The sequence below is a fragment of the Bacillus massilinigeriensis genome (assembly GCF_900111815.1).
Lineage (GTDB): Bacteria > Bacillota > Bacilli > Bacillales > Cytobacillaceae > Mesobacillus_C > Mesobacillus_C mediterraneensis.
This window is the reverse complement of record NZ_LT630004.1, coordinates 1,950,429-1,972,507: the sequence shown is the minus strand read 5'-3', so window position 1 is coordinate 1,972,507 and position 22,079 is coordinate 1,950,429. Positions and strand designations below refer to the sequence as shown.

Annotated in this window: 25 protein-coding genes; 15 read left to right on the top strand and 10 right to left on the bottom strand. The window is 42.2% G+C overall.

The features are described 5' to 3' along the window. Positions 1-210 precede the first annotated feature (210 nt). The 7 genes from BQ5796_RS10355 (at position 211) to BQ5796_RS10325 (ending at position 7,559) form a co-directional block, all read left to right on the top strand. Positions 211-639, top strand: a complete 429-nt coding sequence (locus tag BQ5796_RS10355) for a YaiI/YqxD family protein (RefSeq protein WP_071460158.1) — start codon at positions 211-213, stop codon at positions 637-639. 18 nt (positions 640-657) lie between these two features. Beyond that, positions 658-2,472 carry a DNA primase gene (dnaG, locus tag BQ5796_RS10350; RefSeq protein WP_071460157.1) on the top strand — a complete coding sequence of 605 codons (1,815 nt, stop codon included), beginning with the start codon at positions 658-660 and terminating at the stop codon, positions 2,470-2,472. 41 nt (positions 2,473-2,513) lie between these two features. After that, on the top strand, positions 2,514-3,638 hold the full coding sequence (gene rpoD, locus BQ5796_RS10345; RefSeq protein ID WP_071460156.1) for an RNA polymerase sigma factor RpoD: 1,125 nt from the start codon (positions 2,514-2,516) through the stop codon (positions 3,636-3,638). A gap of 322 nt (positions 3,639-3,960) precedes the next feature. Next, complete coding sequence (locus tag BQ5796_RS10340; protein WP_071460155.1) at positions 3,961-5,097, top strand: acyl-CoA dehydrogenase family protein; 1,137 nt, start codon at positions 3,961-3,963, stop codon at positions 5,095-5,097. A 176-nt stretch (positions 5,098-5,273) separates the two neighbouring features. Next, positions 5,274-5,636, top strand: coding sequence for a cytochrome c550 (cccA, locus tag BQ5796_RS10335; RefSeq protein WP_071460154.1), 363 nt, complete (start codon positions 5,274-5,276; stop codon positions 5,634-5,636). 98 nt (positions 5,637-5,734) lie between these two features. After that, positions 5,735-6,466, top strand: a complete 732-nt coding sequence (locus tag BQ5796_RS10330; protein ID WP_071460153.1) for a tRNA (adenine(22)-N(1))-methyltransferase — start codon at positions 5,735-5,737, stop codon at positions 6,464-6,466. Next, on the top strand, positions 6,444-7,559 hold the full coding sequence (locus BQ5796_RS10325; RefSeq protein ID WP_071460152.1) for a Nif3-like dinuclear metal center hexameric protein: 1,116 nt from the start codon (positions 6,444-6,446) through the stop codon (positions 7,557-7,559). The genes BQ5796_RS10330 and BQ5796_RS10325 overlap by 23 nt, the downstream gene beginning before the upstream one ends. Positions 7,560-7,690: 131 nt before the next feature. On the opposite strand, the gene BQ5796_RS10320 is transcribed toward BQ5796_RS10325, so the two are convergent. From BQ5796_RS10320 to BQ5796_RS10305, 4 genes are all read right to left on the bottom strand, one after another. Continuing rightward, on the bottom strand, positions 7,691-8,413 hold the full coding sequence (locus tag BQ5796_RS10320) for a DUF2812 domain-containing protein (RefSeq protein WP_071460151.1): 723 nt from the start codon (positions 8,411-8,413) through the stop codon (positions 7,691-7,693). Beyond that, a complete protein-coding gene (locus BQ5796_RS10315) occupies positions 8,410-8,727 on the bottom strand; it encodes a PadR family transcriptional regulator (protein WP_071460150.1) in 318 nt (105 codons plus the stop codon). The genes BQ5796_RS10320 and BQ5796_RS10315 overlap by 4 nt, the downstream gene beginning before the upstream one ends. A gap of 255 nt (positions 8,728-8,982) precedes the next feature. Beyond that, complete coding sequence (locus tag BQ5796_RS10310) at positions 8,983-9,936, bottom strand: 4-hydroxy-3-methylbut-2-enyl diphosphate reductase (RefSeq protein ID WP_071460149.1); 954 nt, start codon at positions 9,934-9,936, stop codon at positions 8,983-8,985. Positions 9,937-10,021: 85 nt separating this feature from the next. Beyond that, positions 10,022-10,510, bottom strand: coding sequence for a YqfQ family protein (locus tag BQ5796_RS10305; RefSeq protein WP_234969381.1), 489 nt, complete (start codon positions 10,508-10,510; stop codon positions 10,022-10,024). Between the two features lie 342 nt (positions 10,511-10,852). On the opposite strand from BQ5796_RS10305, the gene BQ5796_RS10300 reads away from it, so the two are divergent. Then, positions 10,853-12,166 carry a DEAD/DEAH box helicase gene (locus BQ5796_RS10300; protein ID WP_071460148.1) on the top strand — a complete coding sequence of 438 codons (1,314 nt, stop codon included), beginning with the start codon at positions 10,853-10,855 and terminating at the stop codon, positions 12,164-12,166. 29 nt (positions 12,167-12,195) lie between these two features. Next, a complete protein-coding gene (locus BQ5796_RS10295) occupies positions 12,196-13,086 on the top strand; it encodes a deoxyribonuclease IV (RefSeq protein ID WP_282956858.1) in 891 nt (296 codons plus the stop codon). A gap of 171 nt (positions 13,087-13,257) precedes the next feature. Here the strand turns inward: BQ5796_RS10295 and BQ5796_RS10290 are convergent, their stop codons facing one another. Next, entirely contained in the window at positions 13,258-13,521 is a 264-nt protein-coding gene (locus BQ5796_RS10290; RefSeq protein WP_071460147.1) for a DUF2624 domain-containing protein, read from the bottom strand. 171 nt (positions 13,522-13,692) lie between these two features. On the opposite strand from BQ5796_RS10290, the gene BQ5796_RS10285 reads away from it, so the two are divergent. From BQ5796_RS10285 to zur, 3 genes are read left to right on the top strand one after another with little or no spacing between them, the layout of a single operon-like run. Beyond that, positions 13,693-14,484, top strand: a complete 792-nt coding sequence (locus BQ5796_RS10285; protein ID WP_071461262.1) for a metal ABC transporter ATP-binding protein — start codon at positions 13,693-13,695, stop codon at positions 14,482-14,484. Continuing rightward, on the top strand, positions 14,481-15,323 hold the full coding sequence (locus BQ5796_RS10280) for a metal ABC transporter permease (RefSeq protein WP_071460146.1): 843 nt from the start codon (positions 14,481-14,483) through the stop codon (positions 15,321-15,323). The genes BQ5796_RS10285 and BQ5796_RS10280 overlap by 4 nt, the downstream gene beginning before the upstream one ends. 17 nt (positions 15,324-15,340) lie before the next feature. Further along, positions 15,341-15,754, top strand: a complete 414-nt coding sequence (zur, locus tag BQ5796_RS10275; RefSeq protein ID WP_071460145.1) for a zinc uptake transcriptional repressor Zur — start codon at positions 15,341-15,343, stop codon at positions 15,752-15,754. 51 nt (positions 15,755-15,805) lie between these two features. Here zur and BQ5796_RS10270 read toward each other — a convergent pair whose 3' ends face one another. After that, positions 15,806-16,381, bottom strand: a complete 576-nt coding sequence (locus BQ5796_RS10270) for a hypothetical protein (RefSeq protein ID WP_071460144.1) — start codon at positions 16,379-16,381, stop codon at positions 15,806-15,808. A 164-nt stretch (positions 16,382-16,545) separates the two neighbouring features. Between BQ5796_RS10270 and BQ5796_RS18425 the strand changes: the two genes are divergently transcribed. After that, positions 16,546-17,133 (top strand): DUF308 domain-containing protein, encoded by a 588-nt coding sequence (locus BQ5796_RS18425; protein WP_234969332.1) that lies wholly within the window; start codon positions 16,546-16,548, stop codon positions 17,131-17,133. Between the two features lie 98 nt (positions 17,134-17,231). Here BQ5796_RS18425 and ispG read toward each other — a convergent pair whose 3' ends face one another. From ispG to BQ5796_RS10250, 3 genes are all read right to left on the bottom strand, one after another. Beyond that, on the bottom strand, positions 17,232-18,326 hold the full coding sequence (gene ispG / locus BQ5796_RS10260) for a flavodoxin-dependent (E)-4-hydroxy-3-methylbut-2-enyl-diphosphate synthase (RefSeq protein WP_071460143.1): 1,095 nt from the start codon (positions 18,324-18,326) through the stop codon (positions 17,232-17,234). Positions 18,327-18,428: 102 nt separating this feature from the next. Further along, the gene (locus tag BQ5796_RS10255; RefSeq protein WP_071460142.1) at positions 18,429-18,755 is read right to left on the bottom strand and encodes a hypothetical protein; all 327 of its coding nucleotides are present in this window, start codon (positions 18,753-18,755) and stop codon (positions 18,429-18,431) included. 148 nt (positions 18,756-18,903) lie between these two features. Beyond that, a complete protein-coding gene (locus tag BQ5796_RS10250; RefSeq protein ID WP_071460141.1) occupies positions 18,904-19,674 on the bottom strand; it encodes a DUF1189 domain-containing protein in 771 nt (256 codons plus the stop codon). 170 nt (positions 19,675-19,844) lie between these two features. Here BQ5796_RS10250 and BQ5796_RS10245 point away from each other — a divergent pair, with 170 nt between their 5' ends. Next, positions 19,845-20,327, top strand: a complete 483-nt coding sequence (locus BQ5796_RS10245) for a DUF456 domain-containing protein (RefSeq protein WP_071460140.1) — start codon at positions 19,845-19,847, stop codon at positions 20,325-20,327. 56 nt (positions 20,328-20,383) lie between these two features. Here BQ5796_RS10245 and BQ5796_RS10240 read toward each other — a convergent pair whose 3' ends face one another. Next, positions 20,384-21,076 (bottom strand): Crp/Fnr family transcriptional regulator, encoded by a 693-nt coding sequence (locus BQ5796_RS10240; protein WP_234969331.1) that lies wholly within the window; start codon positions 21,074-21,076, stop codon positions 20,384-20,386. Positions 21,077-21,395: 319 nt separating this feature from the next. On the opposite strand from BQ5796_RS10240, the gene BQ5796_RS10235 reads away from it, so the two are divergent. After that, positions 21,396-22,004: a superoxide dismutase gene (locus BQ5796_RS10235; RefSeq protein WP_071460139.1), complete on the top strand. Its 609-nt coding sequence runs from the start codon at positions 21,396-21,398 to the stop codon at positions 22,002-22,004. Positions 22,005-22,079 lie beyond the last annotated feature (75 nt).

Genomic DNA, 22,079 nt, shown 5'->3' with positions numbered 1-22,079 from the left:
CTATATACTATAATAAAAAATTGTGATAAAAAGACATGGAATGGGTTTAGACTTGGCAATTTACGAATAAACTATTTGTTGTAACATGTCAAGAATTATTCAATGAAAAAAATCGACAAAATTCTATTCTTAAAAATTCCGGTTCTAAAGAAGGAGTTTGCGGAGTGATGTAGAATAAATACTAGTGAAATAAAGAGCCGGACTGTTTATGTGGATGCTGATTCCTGTCCGGTGAAAAAAGAAATTGTCGAATTGTCGTCCCGCTACAAAGTTCCAGTGGTCTTTGTTGCCTCCTATGATCACATGTTAAATGATGAAAGCGTGGGAAAATGGGTGTATGTTGACCCAGGCAGCGATGCCGCAGACCTGTATATCATGAATCATGCTTTGCGTGGCGATCTCGCAGTGACTCAGGATATTGGACTTGCTTCCGCCTTGCTTGGTAAAGGAGTTTATGTCCTCTCGCCAAGGGGCATGGAGTATCAGGAAGACAAGATACCAATGATGCTGGAAATCCGTCATTATTCAGCCAGATTACGCAGGAAGGGCCACTTTGGCAAAGGACCGAAGGCTTTTAGTCAAGATGACAGAGAGAGATTTGTGAAGGAATTGGCAAAGCATTTGTCTACTAGTGACTAGAAAGTTGGATTAAAGGTCATGACAGAAAGAATTGCCGAAGAAAAACTGAATGAAATAAGACAGTCGTTAGAAATTGTTGATATTGTGGGAGAATACGTCCAGTTAAAGAAACAGGGACGTAATTACTTTGGACTTTGTCCTTTCCATGGTGAAAACTCACCTTCCTTTTCTGTTTCATCTGAAAAGCAGATTTACCATTGCTTTGGTTGTGGAGCAGGAGGAAATGTCTTTTCTTTTCTTATGGAAATAGAAGGGCTCTCATTTCAGGAAGCTGCGATGAAACTTGCTGCAAGAGCGAATGTAGAGCTTGACATTGGGAATGGAAACCCTACAGTGGGCAAAAAAAAACTCCCCGAAGGCATCCGCAAGATGGTGGAAGCTCATGAGCTTTTGAAAAAGTTTTATCACCATTTGCTTGTCCATACTGCTGAAGGACAAGATGCCTTAGAGTATTTGCAGAACCGTGGTTTTACAGAGGAATCCATCGAGAAATTTCAGATTGGATACGCCCTGCCTTCATGGGATTTTGCTTCAAACCTTTTGAAGAAAAGGGGTTTCGACCAGGAAACGATGGAAAAAGCCGGATTAATTATCAAAAGGGAACGAGACGGCACTTACTTTGACAGATTCAGGGACAGAATTATGTTCCCGATACTGGACCACCAAGGCAATACGATTGCCTTTTCCGGCAGATCGCTCGGGGCCGAAGAGCCCAAATATCTAAACAGCCCGGAAACGGCAATTTTCAATAAAAGCAAAATTTTATACAACTTCAGCAATGCCCGAGCAATGATGCGCAAACAGCAGCATGCTGTTTTGTTTGAAGGTTTTGCCGATGTAATCGCAGCGGACAAGTCCGGTGTGGAAAACGGCATTGCGACTATGGGCACATCTCTTACAGGAGAGCATATCTCCATCCTGAAGCGGAACGCTGAAACAATAACCGTCTGCTATGATTCCGATCATGCTGGAATTGAAGCGGCATACCGTGCTGCACTCCTTTTAGACAAGGGAGGCTGTACCGTTCGGGTATCCACCATGCCAAATGGAATGGACCCGGATGACTTTGTCAAGGAGCATGGCGGTGAAAAGTTCCGAAAGGATATTATCGAGTCAAGTCTCACTCTCATGGCTTTTAAGCTGCAATACTTCAGAAGAGGAAAAAACCTCCGGAATGAAGGGGATCGTCTTCGCTACATTGATGAGGCATTAGGCGAAATTGCAAAGCTTGAAAAAGCTGTGGAAAAAGATATGTATTTACGGCAGCTGGCCTCGGACTTTTCTCTTTCGCTTGAAGCCCTCGTTCATCAAGTGAGGGAGATGGAAGGCAAACTCTCTCCCAGCCGAAAAAAAGCACCCCAGGAAGAAATTCCTCGTCCCAATATCACCCTTTCAAGACAGGGGGGGCTGAAACCTGCCTACTACAATGCAGAAAGGCATCTTATCGCCCATATGTTGAGGGATGTGGAGATAGCATATAAAGTCAGGGAGATGCTTGGAGAAAATACTTTAAATGTCGATGAGCATCAGGCCATTATGACATATTTACTAGGTTATTACGAAAAAGGGCTAGCCCCCGATTCGCCAGCGTTCTTAAATTATCTTCAGGATAATAAGCTAAAAAGGGTTGTAGCTGATATCGAAATGATGTCCATTAACCCTGAAGCAGGGGATCAGGAACTTTCCGATTATATCAAGCAGGTGTTGAATTATCAAAAATTGTTAAAAATAAAAGAAAAAGAAGCTGAAAGAACAGCTGCTGAACGTGAAAAAGATTTTGTACGTGCAGCCTCAATCGCAATGGAAATAATCCTAATGCGAAAATCATTATAGATGATGCGTAATTGTTTTGATTCTTGGAAGGAGGGGGACGTATGGCTGAAAAGTCAGCGCGTTCTAAAGAGGTCGATCCAGAAGTGACCCTTGAGCAAGCAAAAGACCAGTTGACGGAACTGGGAAAAAAAACCGGAGTCCTTGCTTACGATGATATTGCCGAAAGGTTATCCAGCTTTGAATTGGATTCAAACCAGATGGATGAATTCTATGAATTTCTAGGAGACCAGGGAGTAGAGCTTGTTGGTGACAGCGAGGAGTCTGACCCAAATATTCAGGAACTTGCAAAGAACGAAGAAGAGTTTGATCTCAATGATTTAAGTGTTCCTCCGGGTGTCAAAATCAACGACCCTGTTAGGATGTACTTAAAAGAAATCGGGCGCGTCGATCTCCTTTCCGCCGAGGAGGAAATAAACCTTGCGAAGCGGATTGAAGAAGGCGATGAGGAGGCTAAACGTCGCCTGGCCGAAGCCAATCTTCGTCTGGTAGTCAGCATTGCAAAACGTTATGTCGGCAGGGGAATGCTTTTCCTAGATTTAATCCAGGAAGGAAATATGGGCCTGATTAAGGCAGTAGAGAAATTCGACTACCGAAAAGGATATAAATTCAGTACGTATGCCACATGGTGGATCAGACAGGCAATTACAAGGGCTATAGCTGACCAGGCTAGAACTATCCGGATTCCTGTTCATATGGTTGAAACCATCAACAAACTGATCAGGGTTCAAAGGCAGCTTCTTCAAGATCTTGGAAGAGAACCATCGCCTGAAGAGATTGCAGAAGATATGGATCTGACTCCTGAAAAGGTTAGAGAAATTTTAAAAATTGCCCAGGAGCCTGTATCCCTTGAGACGCCTATTGGCGAAGAAGATGATTCACACCTTGGTGATTTTATCGAAGACCAGGACGCAACATCGCCATCAGAGCATGCTGCTTACGAGCTTTTGAAAGAACAGCTTGAAGATGTTCTCGATACGCTTACGGATCGGGAGGAAAATGTACTTAGGTTGCGCTTTGGTCTAGATGATGGCAGAACCCGTACGCTTGAAGAAGTGGGCAAGGTATTTGGCGTTACAAGAGAACGAATTCGGCAAATTGAAGCTAAGGCTCTTAGAAAACTGCGGCATCCAAGCCGCAGCAAACGCTTGAAAGACTTTTTAGAATAGAACCATATACTAGGGAATAATTTGCTTTTGTACAGAAAGCTAATTATTCCTTTTTTAGTTTTGTTGTTTCTAAGTAAATAACCTATGCTGGGTATAATTATTGCCTATTTTTACTCTATTTTACTGAATTGTCTTTCACTTTGCAAATGGAGGTTCCAAGTTTTTCCCGGCCATTCTTTCTTCGCCGGCACCATCTGTTTCTTAGTTTACTATCCCTCTATAATAATTTAATTTTTAAATATTTTTAAATGTTGAGAATAATTAGCAAATTCTTATATAATGGAATTGCAAACGCATTCATACAGCCTAAGGGGGGATGGAAATGAATTTTGATTTAACACAAGAACAGGAAATGATTAAAAGGACGATAAGGGAATTTGCTGAGGAGGAAGTAGCACCAAGTGCTCTAGAACGTGATCGGACGAAGGAATTTCCAGAGGAAATTTTTCAAAAGCTTGGGGATTTGGGAATGCTAGGTTTGCCTTTTCCAGAGGAGTATGGCGGAGCAGGCGCAGATACAATCAGTTTTGCTATCGTTACAGAAGAATTAAGCAAGGCATGCGGCTCAACGGGGATCACTTATTCTGCACACATTTCTCTTGGAGGAGCTCCACTTCATTTATTTGGAACAGAGGAGCAGAAAGCGAAATACTTAATGCCCATCTGCACTGGTGAGTCACTTGGAGCATTTGGCCTAACAGAGCCAGGTGCAGGTTCGGATGCCGGTGGCACAAGGACGAAGGCAGTGGAACAGGATGGAGAATATGTTATCAATGGAAATAAATGTTTCATTACAAATGCCAGTTATGCCAAGCATCTTGCATTGACCGCAATTACCGGCGAGAAGGATGGAAAGAAAGAAATTAGTGCCATTATTGTTCCTACGGCGGCAAGCGGGTTCACTGTCATAGATAACTACGAAAAAATGGGTTTGCATAGCTCAAACACGACTGAGCTTGTCTTGGATGATGTCCGGGTTCCGCTCGAGAACCTTCTGGGCAAAAAGGGAGAAGGCTTTAAGCAGTTTCTCATCACTCTTGATGGAGGCAGGATTGGTATTGGGGCTATGGCGGTAGGTATTGCGTCTGCAGCTATGGAGAAGGCTGTCCAGTATGCGAAAGAACGCAAGCAGTTCGGCCGTTCTCTTTCTGATTTCCAGGCAATCCAGTTTAAGCTTGCTGATATGGCGATGAAAATTGAACTCGCACGAAATATGGTATACAAAGCAGCGTGGCTGAAAGACCAGGGAAGGCCGTTTACAAAGGAGGCTTCTATGTGTAAGCTCTATGCTTCTGAAATCGCAATGGAGGTTGCTGATCAGTCTGTACAGATCCACGGCGGTTATGGTTATATGAAGGATTACCATGTTGAACGGTATATGAGGGATGCGAAACTCTTGGAAATCGGAGAAGGAACTTCAGAAGTACAGAGAATGGTCATCTCAAGGCTGATAGGCTAAAAGAATAGAAAATGGAAAAAACTTCATCCTGGTGGTGAGGTTTTTTGTCTAAATTATGAACTAATGTGACAAAGTTTGCTTTTTTGCTTTTCCTCGTAACATTTTTCAAGTAAAATAAAAGTGTTTGCATTTGTTATAGAAATAAGCAAAGCCGTACATAAAAAGGAGGGGTACGTATGAACCGAAATCCAATCATCCCGTTTGTTGTAATTATGGTGATGGGGATTGTCCTAATGTTTGCTCTGTCAATTAAAGGTCTTGGGGATGCTAAGGAAGTGGCAAAGGAAAAAGAGGGTGGAGGTAAGAAAACGGAAGAAGTCGCAGCAAATCCAGAGGATCTTTATAAACAGTCCTGTGCAAGCTGCCACGGTGACCAGTACGAAGGCGTCGTTGGTCCTTCCTTGAAGAAAGTCGGAGGAAAATATTCCAAAGACCAAATCAAGGATATCCTTGTAAATGGTAAAGGCTCTGGAATGCCAGGTGGCCTTGTAGCCGGCAAGGAAGAAGAAATGGCAAAATGGCTTTCTAAAATGAAATAATTATTTTGTCAGTCCTTTGCAACTGCAAAGGACTTTTTTTATACTGATAGAAGGCGATGTATCATTTCGCTTTAACATGAACTAGTAGGTGGAAAAGGATGAATGCGGAAAAATTATCAAAACGGCTGATGGCAGTCGCAAGTTATATTCCTCATGGCAGCAGGGTGGCAGACATTGGGTCGGATCATGCTTACCTGCCTTGCTACGCAGTAAAGAAAGGTATTGCAGCATTTGCAGTTGCTGGAGAAGTGGCTGACGGTCCATATGACTCTGCTGTGAGCCAGGTTAGAAAAGAAGGACTTCAGGAAAAGATCGCTGTCCGTAAAGGAGACGGCCTTCAAGCGGTGCATTCTGGCGAAGTAGACACCATCACAATAGCAGGTATGGGAGGTGCCCTTATTGCTCGCATCCTGGAAGAGGGAAAGGCGAAGCTGGATAACGTAAAAAGGCTTGTTCTCCAGCCGAATGTTGGGGCATCGGCAGTCAGGGAATGGCTCATCACCAACGAATGGGAGCTGGTCTCGGAACAAATTCTCACGGAGGACGGGAAAATTTACGAGATACTAATTGCGGAAAGGGGCGAACCAAAGCGTCCGTATACAGAAACTAATATGGAAGCGGAAAAGCTGTTCGGACCATTTCTTTTAAAAGAGAAGAATGAGGCCTTCAGAAGCAAATGGAGGGCTGAATATGATAATTGGGGAAGGATATTGGAGCAATTATCACTTGCCGAAAGCAACTCGGAGACAGCCGAAAAAAGGAAGGAAATCGAGTGGAAAAGAGCCATTGCAAAGGAGGCATTAAGCTGTGAAAAAAGTGAACGGCTATGAAGTGATATCCTTGTTCGAACAATTTTCTCCGAAGGTATATGCAATGGAGGGAGATAAAGTTGGCCTGCAGGTCGGTTCTCTTAAGGGGGAAATACAAAAGGTCATGGTGACGTTAGATGTCCTCGAGAACGTTGTCGATGAGGCGATAGAAAAGGGTGTACAGTTAATTATCGCTCATCATCCACCCATTTTTCGGCCGCTAGGGAAAGTGACGAGCGACACTGCTTCAGGGAGGATTGTGAGCAAGCTCATCAAGCATGATATTGCTGTCTATGCTGCGCACACAAATCTAGACGTTGCTGAAGGGGGAGTTAATGACCTCCTTGCAGAAGCGCTAGGTCTGCAGAATACGAAAGTCCTTGTACCGACATTTGAGGATCGATTAAAGAAGCTTGCAGTCTATGTGCCTAACTCCGCATCAGGCGCTGTGAGGGAAGCATTGGGACGCGCTGGAGCTGGTTCAATCGGGGAATACAGTCATTGCAGCTTCTCCATGGAAGGTACAGGAAGATTTCTCCCTGGAAAAGGGTCAACCCCTTACATCGGAACACAAGGAAAACTAGAGGAAGTCGGAGAAACAAAGTTGGAGACTATTTTTCCGGCTAGCTTAGAGAAGAAAATTATTGCAGCAATGCTTCGCGCACATCCTTATGAAGAAGTTGCGTATGACATCTACCCTTTAGAGAACAAAGGAAAGGAACTTGGCCTTGGACGCATCGGCACTATCGAGGAAATGAGCCTGCGTGAATTTGCAGAACATGTGAAGTTTTCCCTTGATGTGGAGGGTGTCAGAGTTGTTGGTGATCTTCATGCAAAAGTCAGGAAAGTGGCTGTGCTCGGCGGAGATGGGAATAAATATTGGCCGAAAGCAAAGCAGCAAGGGGCGGATGTATTCGTCACAGGGGATATTTACTATCATACCGCCCATGATGCCATGATGGCAGGCTTGAATATGGTAGACCCTGGACACCATGCGGAAAAGGTGATGAAAGCTGGAACAGTGAAAATGCTGAAGAGATTGTGCGAGGAAAAGGGGTATGATGTGATGATTTTTCCTTCTGAGGCGCATACCGATCCTTTTCATTTCCAATAAGAGAATCCGCTGGTGTGAAGTGGGTATAAATTGAAGATAAAAATAAAAGAGCCGTGCTACGGGTATTGTAGTTTGGCTCTTTAAAGAGGATAAATTTCTATTCGACTAAAATGATTTTTTCTATTCCTGTACTAAGCTCCCTTCCCCCTTTGTTTTATGAATAGAGACATCGCGATCCAGATAAAAGTTGGAAGTGCGACCGCTCCAAATACCATAGACGCTAAGAGGCGAACTGCGCCATTTGAGTCAACGCCAAGTAACAAAATAATAACAGCAATTAAAAAGAGGAGGAAATAGAAAGTTTTCAATAAATTGACTAATCCTTTTTTTTCTTTTACTTTCCATTTGTTATTGTATGTTGCTAATAAAGTCCAAGCTGCAGGGACGGCAAATATACTGAGAATAACAGCTAATACTTGAAGAAATGATTTTAAGGTACCGGTGCTTATCATGGTTCCAACCCATACGAATAGTGTTATTAAAACTAACGGAATTGCTAGGTATTTCATGGACCGATTTAAATTTTCATGTTTTTCCACTAATGTATCGCGGTCACTATAAATCGGTTTTGTACCGGGAAGTGCTCGAAATAAATGAATATCTCCTTCTGAGGCAATATGCGACCATCCAGAAGAGGAAAAAAAGTCAAAGTATTCCTCTTTCTCACCTTCTTTTAATGAACGATAATCAACACTGTATATATAATCTAAGCTTTCTCCTTTTTCAAGCGAATATCCCAGAAACTTAAAGTCAGCAACATGCCAACCCTTCAAAGATAATTTGCGTAATTTTTCCATATCCTTTTCCTCAGAAAAAGCTAACCCGCCTGATATAACATACTTTGTTTGTCTCATTCTTCGCTCTCCTTCAATCCAGTCTCCGCTAATTGAAGCGTCAGTTTTCTTATTTTCACCTCTTCTTCTAATACTCTTCTGCCCTTTTCAGTAAGCAGATATGTTTTACGTCTTGAATCCGACCCATCATACAAATAAATCCATTCTTGTTTTAATAATTTTTTAATAATGGTGTACATGGAAGCTGGACCGATAGTAATTGCCCCTTTTGTTGTTTCTTCAATTAAGTTCATAATCGCGTATCCATGTCTAGGTTTAGTTAAAGCAGCCATAATATTAAACATAGAATCCGTTAATTGCTCCGTTTTCTTCAACCAATCACCTCCTGTATTTTTATAGTTATATCACAACGTGATATATATCCGATATCAATATATCACGATGTGACATAAAAATCCAGAGTTATATCATTATTTGATACACCAAGATGCATTATTTTTCCTTATTAATCAAAAAAAACCGGACTAATTCTAAAATACGAAATCAGTCCGGTTTTTCATTTATACCCTGGATAGACTATAAAATCGGCAGAGGTGATTCAAGCCTGCTTTTTATTTGTAGCTATACAATTAGAGTTTGCCATCAGTTCTTTTTACTTTTGGTAATATTTTATGGAGAGGAACTTTCTTTTCCATTCTCCATGTGCTTTCATCCTCTTCGTTGTACTGCTCGAGAAAAGCAATGACTTCCTTCGTAATTGGAGTAGGAGTGGAAGCCCCTGCTGTTACAGCAACAGTATTTGCGCCCTTTAGCCAATTAAGGTCTAGCTCTGTGATATCTGCAATGCGGTACGCTTTTGTTCCTGCAACTTCTTCCGAAACCTGAGCGAGCCGATTCGAATTATTACTTTTAGGATCTCCCACAACAATCAAAACATCAGCTTCTCCAGCCTGTTTGGCAACAGCCTCCTGCCGAACTTGGGTCGCCATGCATATTTCCCTGTGTACCTCTGCATGAGGAAATTTCTCTTTAACCTTCTCCATAATATCTGCAACATCCCATTGACTCATTGTAGTTTGGTTCGTAACAATGATTTTCGATGATTGGAGTTCGAGAGCGGAGGCTTCTGCTTCCGTTTCAACGAGATGTACATGTTCTGGCGAAACGCCGATTGCTCCTTCGGGCTCCGGGTGTCCCTTTTTGCCGATATATATCACTTCATAGCCATGGGCTGTCTTTTCCCCGATCAAATCGTGGGTTTTTGTTACATCCGGACAGGTCGCATCGATAGTTACAAGGCCTTTTTTAGCAGCTAATTCTCTTACTTCTGGGGAAATGCCGTGTGCAGTAAAAATTACGGTGCCGGTTTCAACCTGGCTTAATATTGCAAGTCGGTTCTTTCCGTCAAGCGTGATAATTCCATCTTCGGCAAAAGCATCTGTAACGTGTTTATTGTGGACAATCATCCCTAGTATATATATTGGCCTAGGCAGGCTTTTATCCAATGCCGCGTTCCGTGCAATAACCATAGCATCCACAACGCCATAGCAGTAACCTCGTGGCGAAATTTTGATTACATTCATCGGACGTCCTCCTGATAATAACTCTGTATTCATGCTTTTATTATATAAGACTTAAAAACATAATACAAAATACTTATTCAGAGGACTATACATATAGTTTTGGAAGTGGTATTCCGCTTTGCTTACTAACCTTAGGTTTTATACTTTTTCTTTTTTGGGCGGCAGGGGATTTTTTCTCCTGATCCAAGCCATTTACTGAAGAGCTCAGCTTTTTTTCCGCTTTTTCTGTCTTCGCCTTTGCCTCTACCTTTACATCTTCTGCAGCGTCTTCCTGGTTTTCGGCATCAGGCAAGTCTTTCAACCCCCTATAAAGCTTCCACATGGATGGAAGGTTTCGTACAAGGGGACCATACTGCTGAACCATAGGCCCGAAAGTCTGGGCAGCTTTTAAAACATTTTGGGTATTGTTCAAAAATCCATTAATAGAAGCAGGGTCAGCAATGGATTGAAGGAAACCACCGGATTGGCCTGCAGCTCGGGGAGCAAACGACAGACCTGGAATGCCCCTCGCTGGATTGGACTTTCCAAAAATCTTAGCCAATAAGCCGCCGCCTCGCCTTGCCTGCCGCCCCATTCCTGCCAATGAGCCTCCTCCTGGAAATGATCCTCTGTAGGGGGGATACATTCCGTGAAAACCGTATCTGGGAGCAGTTGTCATCAGCCTTGAGGGTATCCCTATTGGGGAGCTATAACGCATCCCGCATTCCTCCTTTAAAAAACTCTCATTCCAGAATATGCATCAAGCTTCAATTTGTTTAGGAATATAAGGACATTCGCTGAAATTTAAGTTTGTTTTTTTCAAATTAACGGTTAAGATAAATTTAGTTGGAGATTTTTCCGTTCGTTTATTATAATGATGTGATGGACATAAAAAGCATAGTATGAACTCCAAAAAAGAAATGAAAGGAGATAGAATATGAAGGAAACAAAATTTGAAAAGTACGGGTTTCAGCCCTTCATCTTGGAGGCTATAAAAAAACTCGGTTTCTTTGAACCAACTGAGATTCAGGAGCGGATTATTCCTGTTATTCTAAAAGGACACAGTGCCATCGGCCAATCGCAAACTGGGACCGGGAAAACACATTCCTATATCTTACCTATTATTGAACGTATCGATCCGGAAAAAAAAGAAGTTCAGGCAGTGATCACGGCACCAACAAGGGAACTTGCAAACCAAATCTACCAGGAGATTTTGAAGGTCGCAGAGGCATTCACCGGGGAAGGATCGATTACAGCCCGCTGCTTTATCGGAGGAACGGACAAGCAGAGAGCGATTGATAAGCTGAAAACCCAGCCGCAAATTGTTGTAGGGACTCCTGGCAGGATCAATGACCTTGTGAAGGAAAATGCGTTAACGATGCATAAGGCTTCCGTCCTAGTGGTTGACGAGGCGGATTTGATGCTGGACATGGGCTTTATTCATGATGTGGATCAGTTTGCTTCTGGAATGCCTGAAAAACTTCAAATGCTCGTATTCTCTGCGACGATTCCTGAGAAATTAAAGCCATTCCTGAAGAAGTATATGGAAAATCCTAAATATATTCGTATTGATCCAAAACGAGCAGCTGCTGAAAATATACAGCATTTGCTTTTGCCGGCACGACACCGGAACAAAACAAATCTTGTTCACTCAGCGCTTACAGCTTTCAATCCTTATCTAGCGATTGTTTTTACAAATACAAAGAAAAAAGCGGACGAAGTGGCAGATGCTTTGCTTGAACAAGGGGTAAAAGTTGGAAGGATTCACGGTGATCTCAATCCCCGTGAACGCAAGAGAGTCATGAAGCAAGTAAAGGATCTAGAGTTTCAATATATCGTTGCAACAGATCTGGCTGCACGTGGAATAGATATTGAAGGAGTAAGCCATATCATTAACTATGAACTACCTGCTGATCTCGACTTTTATATCCACCGAGTGGGTAGGACTGCCAGAGCGGGAAACACGGGTATTGCGCTGACGATTTATGATTCTTCTGATGAAGATGCTTTGAACAGACTTGAAAAGATGGGAATTGCATTCAAGAATGTAGATCTCCAGAAGGGCGAATTTACTGAGATTAGTGATAGAAACAAACGAAAGAAAAGAAAGAAACAAGAAGATGGTACGGAAACGATTGCTCAGTCGCTAGTTCGAAAACCGAATAAGGTAAAGCCAGGATATAAGAAGAAAATGCAGGCAGATATCGACAAAATCAAGAAGCGGGCAAAAAGGCTTCAAAAGAAAAAATAGCCTGTGAAAAAGGGAGAGGTGCATATTTTGTGATTATCGGTTCCCATGTATCTATGAGCGGAAAAAAAATGCTGCTGGCTGCCAGTGAAGAAGCTGTTTCTTATAAAGCAAACACATTTATGATTTATACTGGGGCTCCGCAGAATACCCGCAGAAAGAAAATAGAGGATTTGAATATTGAAGCAGGCAGGCGTCATATGGCGGAAAACGGAATTGAACAAATTATCGTCCATGCGCCATATATCATCAATATCGGTAACAGTGAAAATCCCAATACATTCGAGCTTGGAGTGAACTTCCTTCGCAGCGAAATGGAGCGGACGGAAGCACTCGGTGCCAAGCAGATTGTCCTGCACCCTGGCGCGCATGTTGGTGCAGGTACTGAAGTGGGAATCAAGAAGATTGTGGAGGGGTTGAATGAAGTTCTCACAGGCAGTGAAAACGTCCAAATAGCCCTTGAAACGATGGCAGGAAAAGGGTCGGAATGCGGAAAGTCATTTGAAGAGATTGCCATGATTATGGATGGAGTCACGTATAATGACAAACTGTCTGTTTGTTTTGATACGTGCCATACCCATGATGCTGGTTATGATATCGTCAATGACTTTGACGGAGTATTAGAAGAGTTTGACCAAATCATCGGTTTAGATAGGTTGAAAGTTCTGCATATCAATGACAGCAAGAATGCTAGAGGCATGAGGAAGGACAGGCACGAGAATATCGGGTTCGGCCATATTGGTTTTGCTGCCCTAAGTTATATTGTTCACCATCCAGAGTTAAAGGATGTCCCTAAAATCTTGGAGACTCCTTATGTAGGAGAGGACAAAAATAACAAAAAGGCTCCATATCTGCATGAAATCGAGATGTTGAAAAACAAGAGATTCGAAGAAAATCTTTTGGATATCATCCTCCAAGGCTAAAAAGAACCTATTTTAATTCTTAAGTTATCCGGCTGTTGTTACCATCAGTCTGCTAACTAGAATTTCGAAACAAAAGGCATTGACGGAGTTTGTCGAAATGGAAAGGGAAGTGGGCATGATAACTTCCGAATGAAAGAGGCGCTTCCTAGTATGGAAGGCCTCCTTTTCATATCATCGATTTTTCTTGGCAAATTGAAGAAACAGTTTATTAACTTCTTTAGCAGTGCTCGGTCCAGCAACTAAGGCAATCTGTTTTACAAGTGCAGATCTTTCCTGATCGTCAAAGATATTCACTTCTTTTCCCCTCAGGTATTCAGCGAGTTTGTTTGCTTGTAGTTTCGTGATCTTGACATCGAACTGGGAAGCATACTTCAGCAGTTCGTCCGCTGTAATCGTGTTTATTTTATGGTTAATAATGGTTTCAAAAATTTTCATTTTTATCACTCCCCCATAGAATCGTATGAGGCAAAGAGGAAAAGCGTGACTAAAAATAACCAATACCAAGAGAACTTTTTACAAAAGGGCGATTGGTTTACAAGAAAAGCAACTTTCGCTATACTAAGAAGATGGTTAAATCGGAATCATTCTTATTTTTGGGTGGGAAAAATGGATACTAATCAACCTTTGATTGAAATAAATAACTTATCTTATCGCTACGATAAAGAAAATGTATTGGAAAATGTTAATTTGCAAGTGGAGAATGGAAGTTTTTTGGCGATTGTCGGGCCAAATGGGTCAGGAAAATCCACGCTATTGAAGTTAATACTCGGATTGCTCAACCCGCAACATGGGGAAATCAGGATGTTTGGCAAAGACAGTAACACATTTCGAGAACGGGAGAAAATTGGTTTTGTCTCGCAGAAAGCCAATTCATTCAACACCGGTTTTCCCGCAACTGTCTTTGAAGTAGTGGCAAGCGGTTTGGCAAAGAAACTGGGTCTTTTCCGTTTTTTGAAAAAAGAAGACAGAGAGATGGTTTATCGCGCGATTTCTTCTGTCGGGATGGAAAAGTTTGCTGGACGGAATATCGGAGAACTTTCCGGTGGGCAACAGCAAAGGGTGTTTATTGCGAGAGCGCTAGCGGGAACGCCTGAACTCCTTGTGCTTGATGAACCAACGGTCGGAGTTGATGCTAAAAGCGTTCAGTCTTTTTATGAGCTTTTAGGCAAATTGAATAGAGAAAAAGGGTTGACGCTTTTGATGGTAACACATGATATTGGCGCTGTTTCTGAAAAAGTAACTTCAGTAGCATGCTTGAATAAAGAGTTATTTTTCCATGGAAGCACAAAGGAATTTGAACAGTTGAAAATGGAAGATGTATCGGGAATATATGGACACGATGTAAAGCTGATCCACCACGACCATCAATCAGAAAAGCAAGGGGAGGACATGGCATGATCAGCGGAATTTTCGAATATGAATTCCTTCAAAATGCTTTTCTGGCAGGCATGATTATTGGGATTGTCGCTCCGCTTCTTGGCGTTTTTGTCGTTGTACGCAGGCTTTCTTTAATTGCCGATGCACTCAGCCATGTTACGCTGGCAGGGATAGCAGCTAGCTTGCTGCTCGCTAAGAAAACAGCGTTCTTTTCCGGTTTGAATCCTCTGTATATGGGAATGGCTTTCTCGGTCGGCGGCTCTTTGTTCATCGAAAAGCTGCGTTCGGTGTACAAGCATTATCAGGAGCTTGCTATTCCCATTATCCTGTCAGGAGGAATAGGGCTTGGTGTCATTTTCATCTCGTTAGCGGACGGATTCAATACCGATTTATTTAGTTATTTATTTGGCAGTGTCAGCGCTGTAAGCAGGGGAGATCTATGGACGGTTACGCTTATCAGCCTTGCAGTCATTACTGTAATCGTTTTATTTTACAAGGAACTATTTTTGCTTTCTTTTGACGAGGAGTATGCGAAAGCAACGGGAATTCCGGCTAAATTTATCCATTTTATTTTTATCATCATGGTTGCATTAGTTATTGCAGCATCCATGCGGATTGTCGGTGTCCTTCTTGTCTCGTCGCTCATGACTCTTCCTGTTGCTGCAAGTATTCGGATTGCAAAAGGGTTCCGTCAGGCTATCTTGTATTCCATCGTCTTTGGGGAGACTTCGGTGCTCGGGGGACTGCTCTTATCGTACAGCCTTGATTTGGCACCAGGTGGAACGATTGTCATGATAGCTGTGCTCATTCTCGTTGCGACCGTCTTCTGGAAAAAAACTCGCACTGCAAGTGTTGCCTGACAGGGGTGAAACAGGAAGTGAATGTACAGGAAGCGATGATGCTGCTGAAAAAACAAGGCTATAAGCATACGGGAAAGAGAGAAGAAATGCTGGAGCTTTTTTCTGACAGCAATAAGTACTTAACTGCTAAGGATGTACTGGAAGAAATGAAAGAAGCATACCCGGGTTTAAGTTTCGATACGATCTACCGGAACCTTTCTTTGTTTGTCCAATTGGGGATACTCGAAATGACCGAGTTATCAGGTGAAAAACATTTTCGCTTTACATGTGCCCATGATTATCACCATCATCATTTTATCTGCCTTGATTGCGGAAAAACAAAAGAGATACAAATGTGTCCCATGCAAGCACTCCAAGACAATCTTGGAGGATACGATATCTCCGGGCACAAGTTTGAAATATACGGGAGATGTCCTGAATGCATTCACTAAATTTTTTTATTGAAAAAGAGGCGCTGCCATTCGGCAGGGCCTCTTGCTGTGCTATGAAGTCTTTCGCACCCAATCATCCACCCATGCTTTCGCCTCAAACCAATCATTTACTCGGACAACTCCCTCTGGAATGGGGTCTTGGTTATAAGGTGTATTGAAAAGAATCACTGGAATGCCGCATTGTTCATGAATAGCAACCGCATTATCATGTTTATCTTCGAAAAATAATTCCACACTGAAGTTTTTTACCGTTTCCACTTTATCGTGGCTCCCTATGAGCTCTATATGGCTAAAGAGAAGGTCGTGAGTGGAAAACCATGCTTTGGTGACGTCTAACAAGTGATGCCCGCGGGCGCTGATAAAATAAAGTTCATGCTCTTCTTGCCATTTCTGTAAAATGTATTTTGCTCCAATGGCAAGAGGGGAGGTTTTGTAAATTTCCGGTTCATTGTCCATAAACCATTTGTTGAACTCTTCGCGGCTGACGCTGACAAGCGGCAGCAAATCATATTCCTTAATGTCTTGTAACGTTATGTTCAGTTCAAAGTCCTTATTGAGGAACGGAATGATCGAGGAGGGACAAGTTACTGTTCCATCAATATCAATGCCAAGTCTTCTTTTTTTCATTGCTGGGTAGTCTCCTTGAAGAAAATATATCTCATTATAACAAAAAACGGGCGATATCCATATTCATTTCCGCAATTTCCTAGACAGTTAAACATTGACATAGTAAAACATTGACCAGCTGCGGACAATAAGAACTGCTCCACCATTGAAAGCGAGGGATAATAGTGGCAGACCAAAACCGAAACCAGTTTATTCATGAACCAGAGCAGGATAACATTTCACTCAATCAAAAACCTAATGAGGATTCGGGTAAAGCTTATCAGCCATCTGATACAGGTTATGGTATGGGCAATACGACATCAGATGAATTTCGTTCTGAAGGGACTACAATTGCTGGTAGCTCCAATATAAGCAAGAGGTCGAAAGAACCCGGTATTCCAGACACGGCAGAATTTGATCAGCTATCAACAACAAATACCAATGGAATACGTGATAGGCAAGAGAGCTATCGGGAAGAAACTGCGGCTGAAATCGCTGCACCAGTAACAGGATTGAGAAGACGCGAAAACACTGGCAAGAGAAAAGAAACCAATACTGCTGATATGGAAAACAGCGGTACCATTTTGGGATTTTCCGCTCTTGCTCTGTCTATCCTTTCACTGTTTGTATTGCCAATTTTCCTAGGTGCGGCAGGCATTGTCCTTGGTTACGTTGCAATGAGAAGGGGATCAAGGTCAATGGGGGGCTGGGCAATTGGTATTGGTGCTGTTTCGATTATCATTGGATTGTTTATTCTCCCGTTTTATCGATAGTGTGAAGGAGCATGAAAAGCCCGGTCTTTCCGGGCTTTCTTTATGAGAAAAAAGTGCCTGTCGGAGCGGTCCGGCAGGCACTTTTTTGAACGAAATAATTAATTAGATTCCATTGCAGCAATTTTTTCGGCAGCAAGAATGTCTATTTCTTTTTTCAACTCTGCAACAAGCTGATCTTCAGGAACTTTTCGAACGATTTCGCCTTTACGGAACAATAGCCCTTCCCCGCGAGCTCCTGCAATCCCAATATCAGCTTCTCGAGCTTCTCCTGGTCCATTGACTGCACAGCCAAGAACAGCAACTTTGATGGGAGCTTTAATCTTGCTGATGTACTCTTCGACTTCATTGGCGATGCTGATAAGGTCGATTTCAATTCTTCCGCAGGTTGGACAGGAAATGAGAGTTGCCGCATTTGCTGCAAGCCCGAAGCTTTTCAGCAATTCACGTGCAACTTTAACCTCTTCAACAGGGTCTGCGCTAAGACTGACGCGCAATGTATTGCCAATTCCTTTGCTGAGGATGGCTCCAAGGCCAGCAGCACTCTTTACCGTTCCAGCAAAAAGCGTTCCTGATTCTGTGATTCCTAAATGAAGTGGGTAATCAAATGCTTTTGCGGCTTTCTCATAGGCCTCTATTGCTAAATTGACATCGGATGCTTTCATCGAAACAATGATATTGTGAAAATCCAGGTCTTCCAGAATTTTGATATGATGCAAGGCGCTTTCTACCATTCCGTCTGCTGTAGGATATCCATACTTCTCAAGTATTCGACGTTCCAAAGAGCCGGCGTTTACACCTATTCGGATTGGGATGCCTCGCTCTTTAGCTGCATTAACTACCGCTTCCACCTTTTCTCGTTTCCCGATATTCCCTGGGTTTATCCTTATTTTGTCCGCCCCGCCTTCAATTGCTTTTAAGGCGAGCCGATAATCAAAATGGATATCAACAACGAGTGGTATTTTAATTTGCCTTTTGATTTCCGCAATGGCGTTTGCCGCTCTTTCATCAGGGCATGCCACCCGAACTATTTGGCATCCGGCTTCTTCCAAACGCATTATTTCCGCTACCGTTGCTTCCACATCATGCGTTTTCGTCGTTGTCATGCTCTGGATGATTACTTCATTGTTACCGCCTATTGTAAGGTTACCGACCTTTACAGGTCTCGTCTTAGTACGATGTATGATTTCACTCAATGGTGATTCGCTCCTTTTTGAACGTAAAGTGGACTATATGTCCTGACACTATTTTATCAGTGTATCCTGAACCTTGACAAGAAATGTTCCTCTTTCAGCTACTCAATCAGCTTGTCCATCATAAAGAGGAAATTTATATGTTTCCGATAATTTGATTTCTTCAGGTGCTTTTCCATTTAGTTTTTCAAAATCATTGACAGCGCGACTAACAGGAACTGGAAGCGATCCTTCCATTTTTAACTCGAGGACGGATAAGACGGTGTCCCCTGGCTTCACTTTATATAGGAAGTATTCTTCTTCTTCGGAGGAAACTTCTTTTTCCTTCGCAGTAGCAACATCTACTGCAACGGGGATGGTCCCTTTCGTTAAATCGAAATAAATGGAATAGGCAGCAATTGCAAGTATCACGAATGCAGCAATCCTCTTCATGTTTTTCCTCCTATAATGGTACAAGGTTTGTCCATTGTATGCCGGAAGACGAGAAAAAAGACTGTTAGCCAAACAGATTTTTAAAAATTTTGGCAGCAGTCTTTTTCTATATCATGATTGAAAGAGGCTTCTGTGCGCTTATTTTTGGTCATTGAGCCCGTTTAGGAAGCGGAATTTCTTTCATTGCAAGCAGAAGAATCGTCGAAGAAACGAACCAGTTAATTAAGGTAGTATACGGCACCGGTGTTTTTAATAAAGACATTAGGGCAAAGAATGTTGTTGACATGGTAATGCTGCATGCAGCCATTCTCCAAAGGTGCCTGTATTGTAATTTACGCCCCAGAATGTTTTTGAGGAATAGACCAAAGAAGGCCAGGAATGTGACTTCAAGAAATTTAGTTCCAAGGAATGTGAGATAAAGTGTAATCACCAGGATAAAAATAAAAACTCCTAGCGATTCATTAGCAAATTTAATGAAATGTTGAATATCATCACTGCTGATAGGGGTGACAAGCATGGAATACGGAACGACTTCCTCGTTGCCCCCTGCGCGCAAGACAACCTCGTTTTCTAGAAAAGCAATCGTAGCTCCTAATTCCTGTACTTCAGAAACCTCTACTGTACCACTAGCATCAATGATGAGGCCTGTTGAGCCATTCTGTTTGATATAGGGCTTTTTGTTTTCTGAACTTAGGGTACCATTTTCTATTACAAATGACGGAACATCTCCTCTAAAGGTTTGTTTCGTGTTCGAAACAACTGTTGCAACTTCCTTGCTGTAATAGATCATATTGGGAAGCGAAAACAACAGCGTAAGGAAGAAGACGTAAAGAATTGATTTCCCTATTCCTTGAAAACGGAACAACGCTATATCCTTAGGGGAGTATAAACTCCTGAAATACTGTTTGAAAATGTTCAACCGGTTCACGTCCTTTACTATATTCAGGCTTTATTTTATCCTTCTGGGAAGCGATACACAAGTTTTTAATCGGCTTTTGACATGGCAGAACATCAGGGACCCTGCTAGAATAAATTGGTGAAGGGGTTCTGATTAGAGTCTCGAAGTCATTTATGCAAAGGGAGAGAAGGATGGAGTATCTTTATTGGGGAATCATTATTTTGCTTTTCACTGCAGCATTTGCTGCGCTGTTTATCCCGGTAATACCGGGCGTGCTGGCTCTATTTGGAGGATTTCTGCTGTACGGTGTATTTTTTACTTTTGAGCCGTTCGACTGGATGTTTTGGACTGTACAGGGCTTGTTTGTTCTTTTGTTGTTCGGAGCAGACTATGCCGCAAATATGCTAGGTGTGAAGAAATTCGGCGGTTCAAAGGCAGGTATTTGGGGAAGCACGATTGGACTGCTCGTTGGTCCTTTTGTCATCCCAGTAGCTGGTATTATCGCGGGTCCTTTTCTTGGAGCGTTTGTTGCAGAAATTATTATACATAGAAGAGGAATAGCGAAGGCAGCTAAAATCGGAATCGGATCTGTAGTTGGGTTTATCACAAGTATACTCACTAAAGGAGTTATCCAAGGTGCGATGTTATTATATTTCTTGATTCTTGTATTATAAAAAAGGAAAAGGCTGTCCAAAGGGAGCTGGCACGCCTGTGGAACAGCCTTTCTTCTTTAATTAAGTCCGCAAATTTCATAAGGACAATTTTGGCAGTCTACTTCCTTTTTTAAGTACCCAATATTCTTCACAGTGAATTTCATTTGGTCATACGAAATAACATCAAGTTCCCGGAGTTCCTTTAACATCCGCTGAACGACTTCTCTTGTTCCAAACGTAAGATTGGCCAATTCTTGATGGGTCAACGGCAAGTCGATTAAAATTCCTTCGCTTGTCATCACACCATAGCTGTTGCAAAGTCTGATCAGAATGGAGTAAAGGCCGCCTTTCTTGCCATTCATTATTAAATCCTGGCACTTCATCTGCGCCTTAAGATAGCGTGTAGAAAGCCAGCTCATCAATGCATTCATGGCCATTTTGTCGCTTTGGACAAATTCCTCAAAGTGCTCTCTCCGAACCATGATTACTTCGCAGTCAGACATAGCCTTTGCGGAGTAGTAGTATCGCGGTGAATGCTTGAATAACTCGTATTCAAGCATCATTTCTTCTCCATTCAGTATTTTCATGATGAATTCTTTGCCTTTCATATGAACACGCCCGATGGAAATAGCACCGCTTAGCACAATATAGACAGAGCTAACGGGATCCCCTTCCTGAAAGAGGATTGTATCTCCTTTAATTTTCTGAACGGACTCTTTATCAATGAAGTGCTGCAACATTAAACTGTATAATGATATGCTTTTTTCCACAGGGATCTTCTCCTTATATAGAGCTTTACAACTTTGATTTAAAAGAATTGTATGTACTATGTCAATAGTGTTATGGTAAATAGTGGGAATGCGTAGTGAGAGGGTGCGATATAAATCATTGACACCATTGAGTTGGCTTTAAAAATGACAACTTTCCGACAGATAAATTGCTGTGCTTGAATCGTATTGTTTGAAATCGAATGCCGTTCTTTGGTAATCTAATCATAAGAAATATCCTTTAGAACAATTCTAATGTCAGAATAAATTGACAAGCAATTTGTTCAAAAGGAAATAATACACTACATAGGAGGATTTTAAAATGGCTTTTGAACTTCCACAATTACCTTACGCTTATGATGCATTGGAACCTCACATCGACAAAGAAACAATGAATATTCACCATACGAAACATCACAACACATATGTGACTAATCTGAACAATGCGCTTCAAGGAAACGAAGAGCTTTCCGCTAAATCAGTCGAGGAAGTTATTTCTAACCTTGACAGCGTTCCAGAAGCTGTCCGCACTGCTGTGCGAAACAACGGTGGCGGCCATGCGAACCACACTCTATTCTGGACAATTCTTTCTCCAAATGGCGGTGGTGAGCCAACAGGAGAAATTGGTGAAGCAATCAACAAGAAATTCGGAAGCTTTGAAGGATTTAAAGAAGAATTTGCAAAAGCCGCTACTACTCGCTTTGGATCAGGTTGGGCATGGCTTGCTGTTAACAATGGTGAACTTGAAGTAACAAGCACTCCAAACCAGGATTCCCCTCTAATGGAAGGCAAGACTCCATTGTTGGGCTTGGATGTTTGGGAGCATGCATACTACTTGAAATATCAAAACAGACGCCCTGAATACATCAACGCGTTCTGGAGCGTTATCAACTGGGATGAAGTGAACAAGCGTTTTGCTGCGGCGAAATAATAAAGGATCGAGCAGGGGGCAGGCCGAATGAGGTCTGCCTCCTTTTTCTGGTGCATAACAAAGGCATGATTGTAG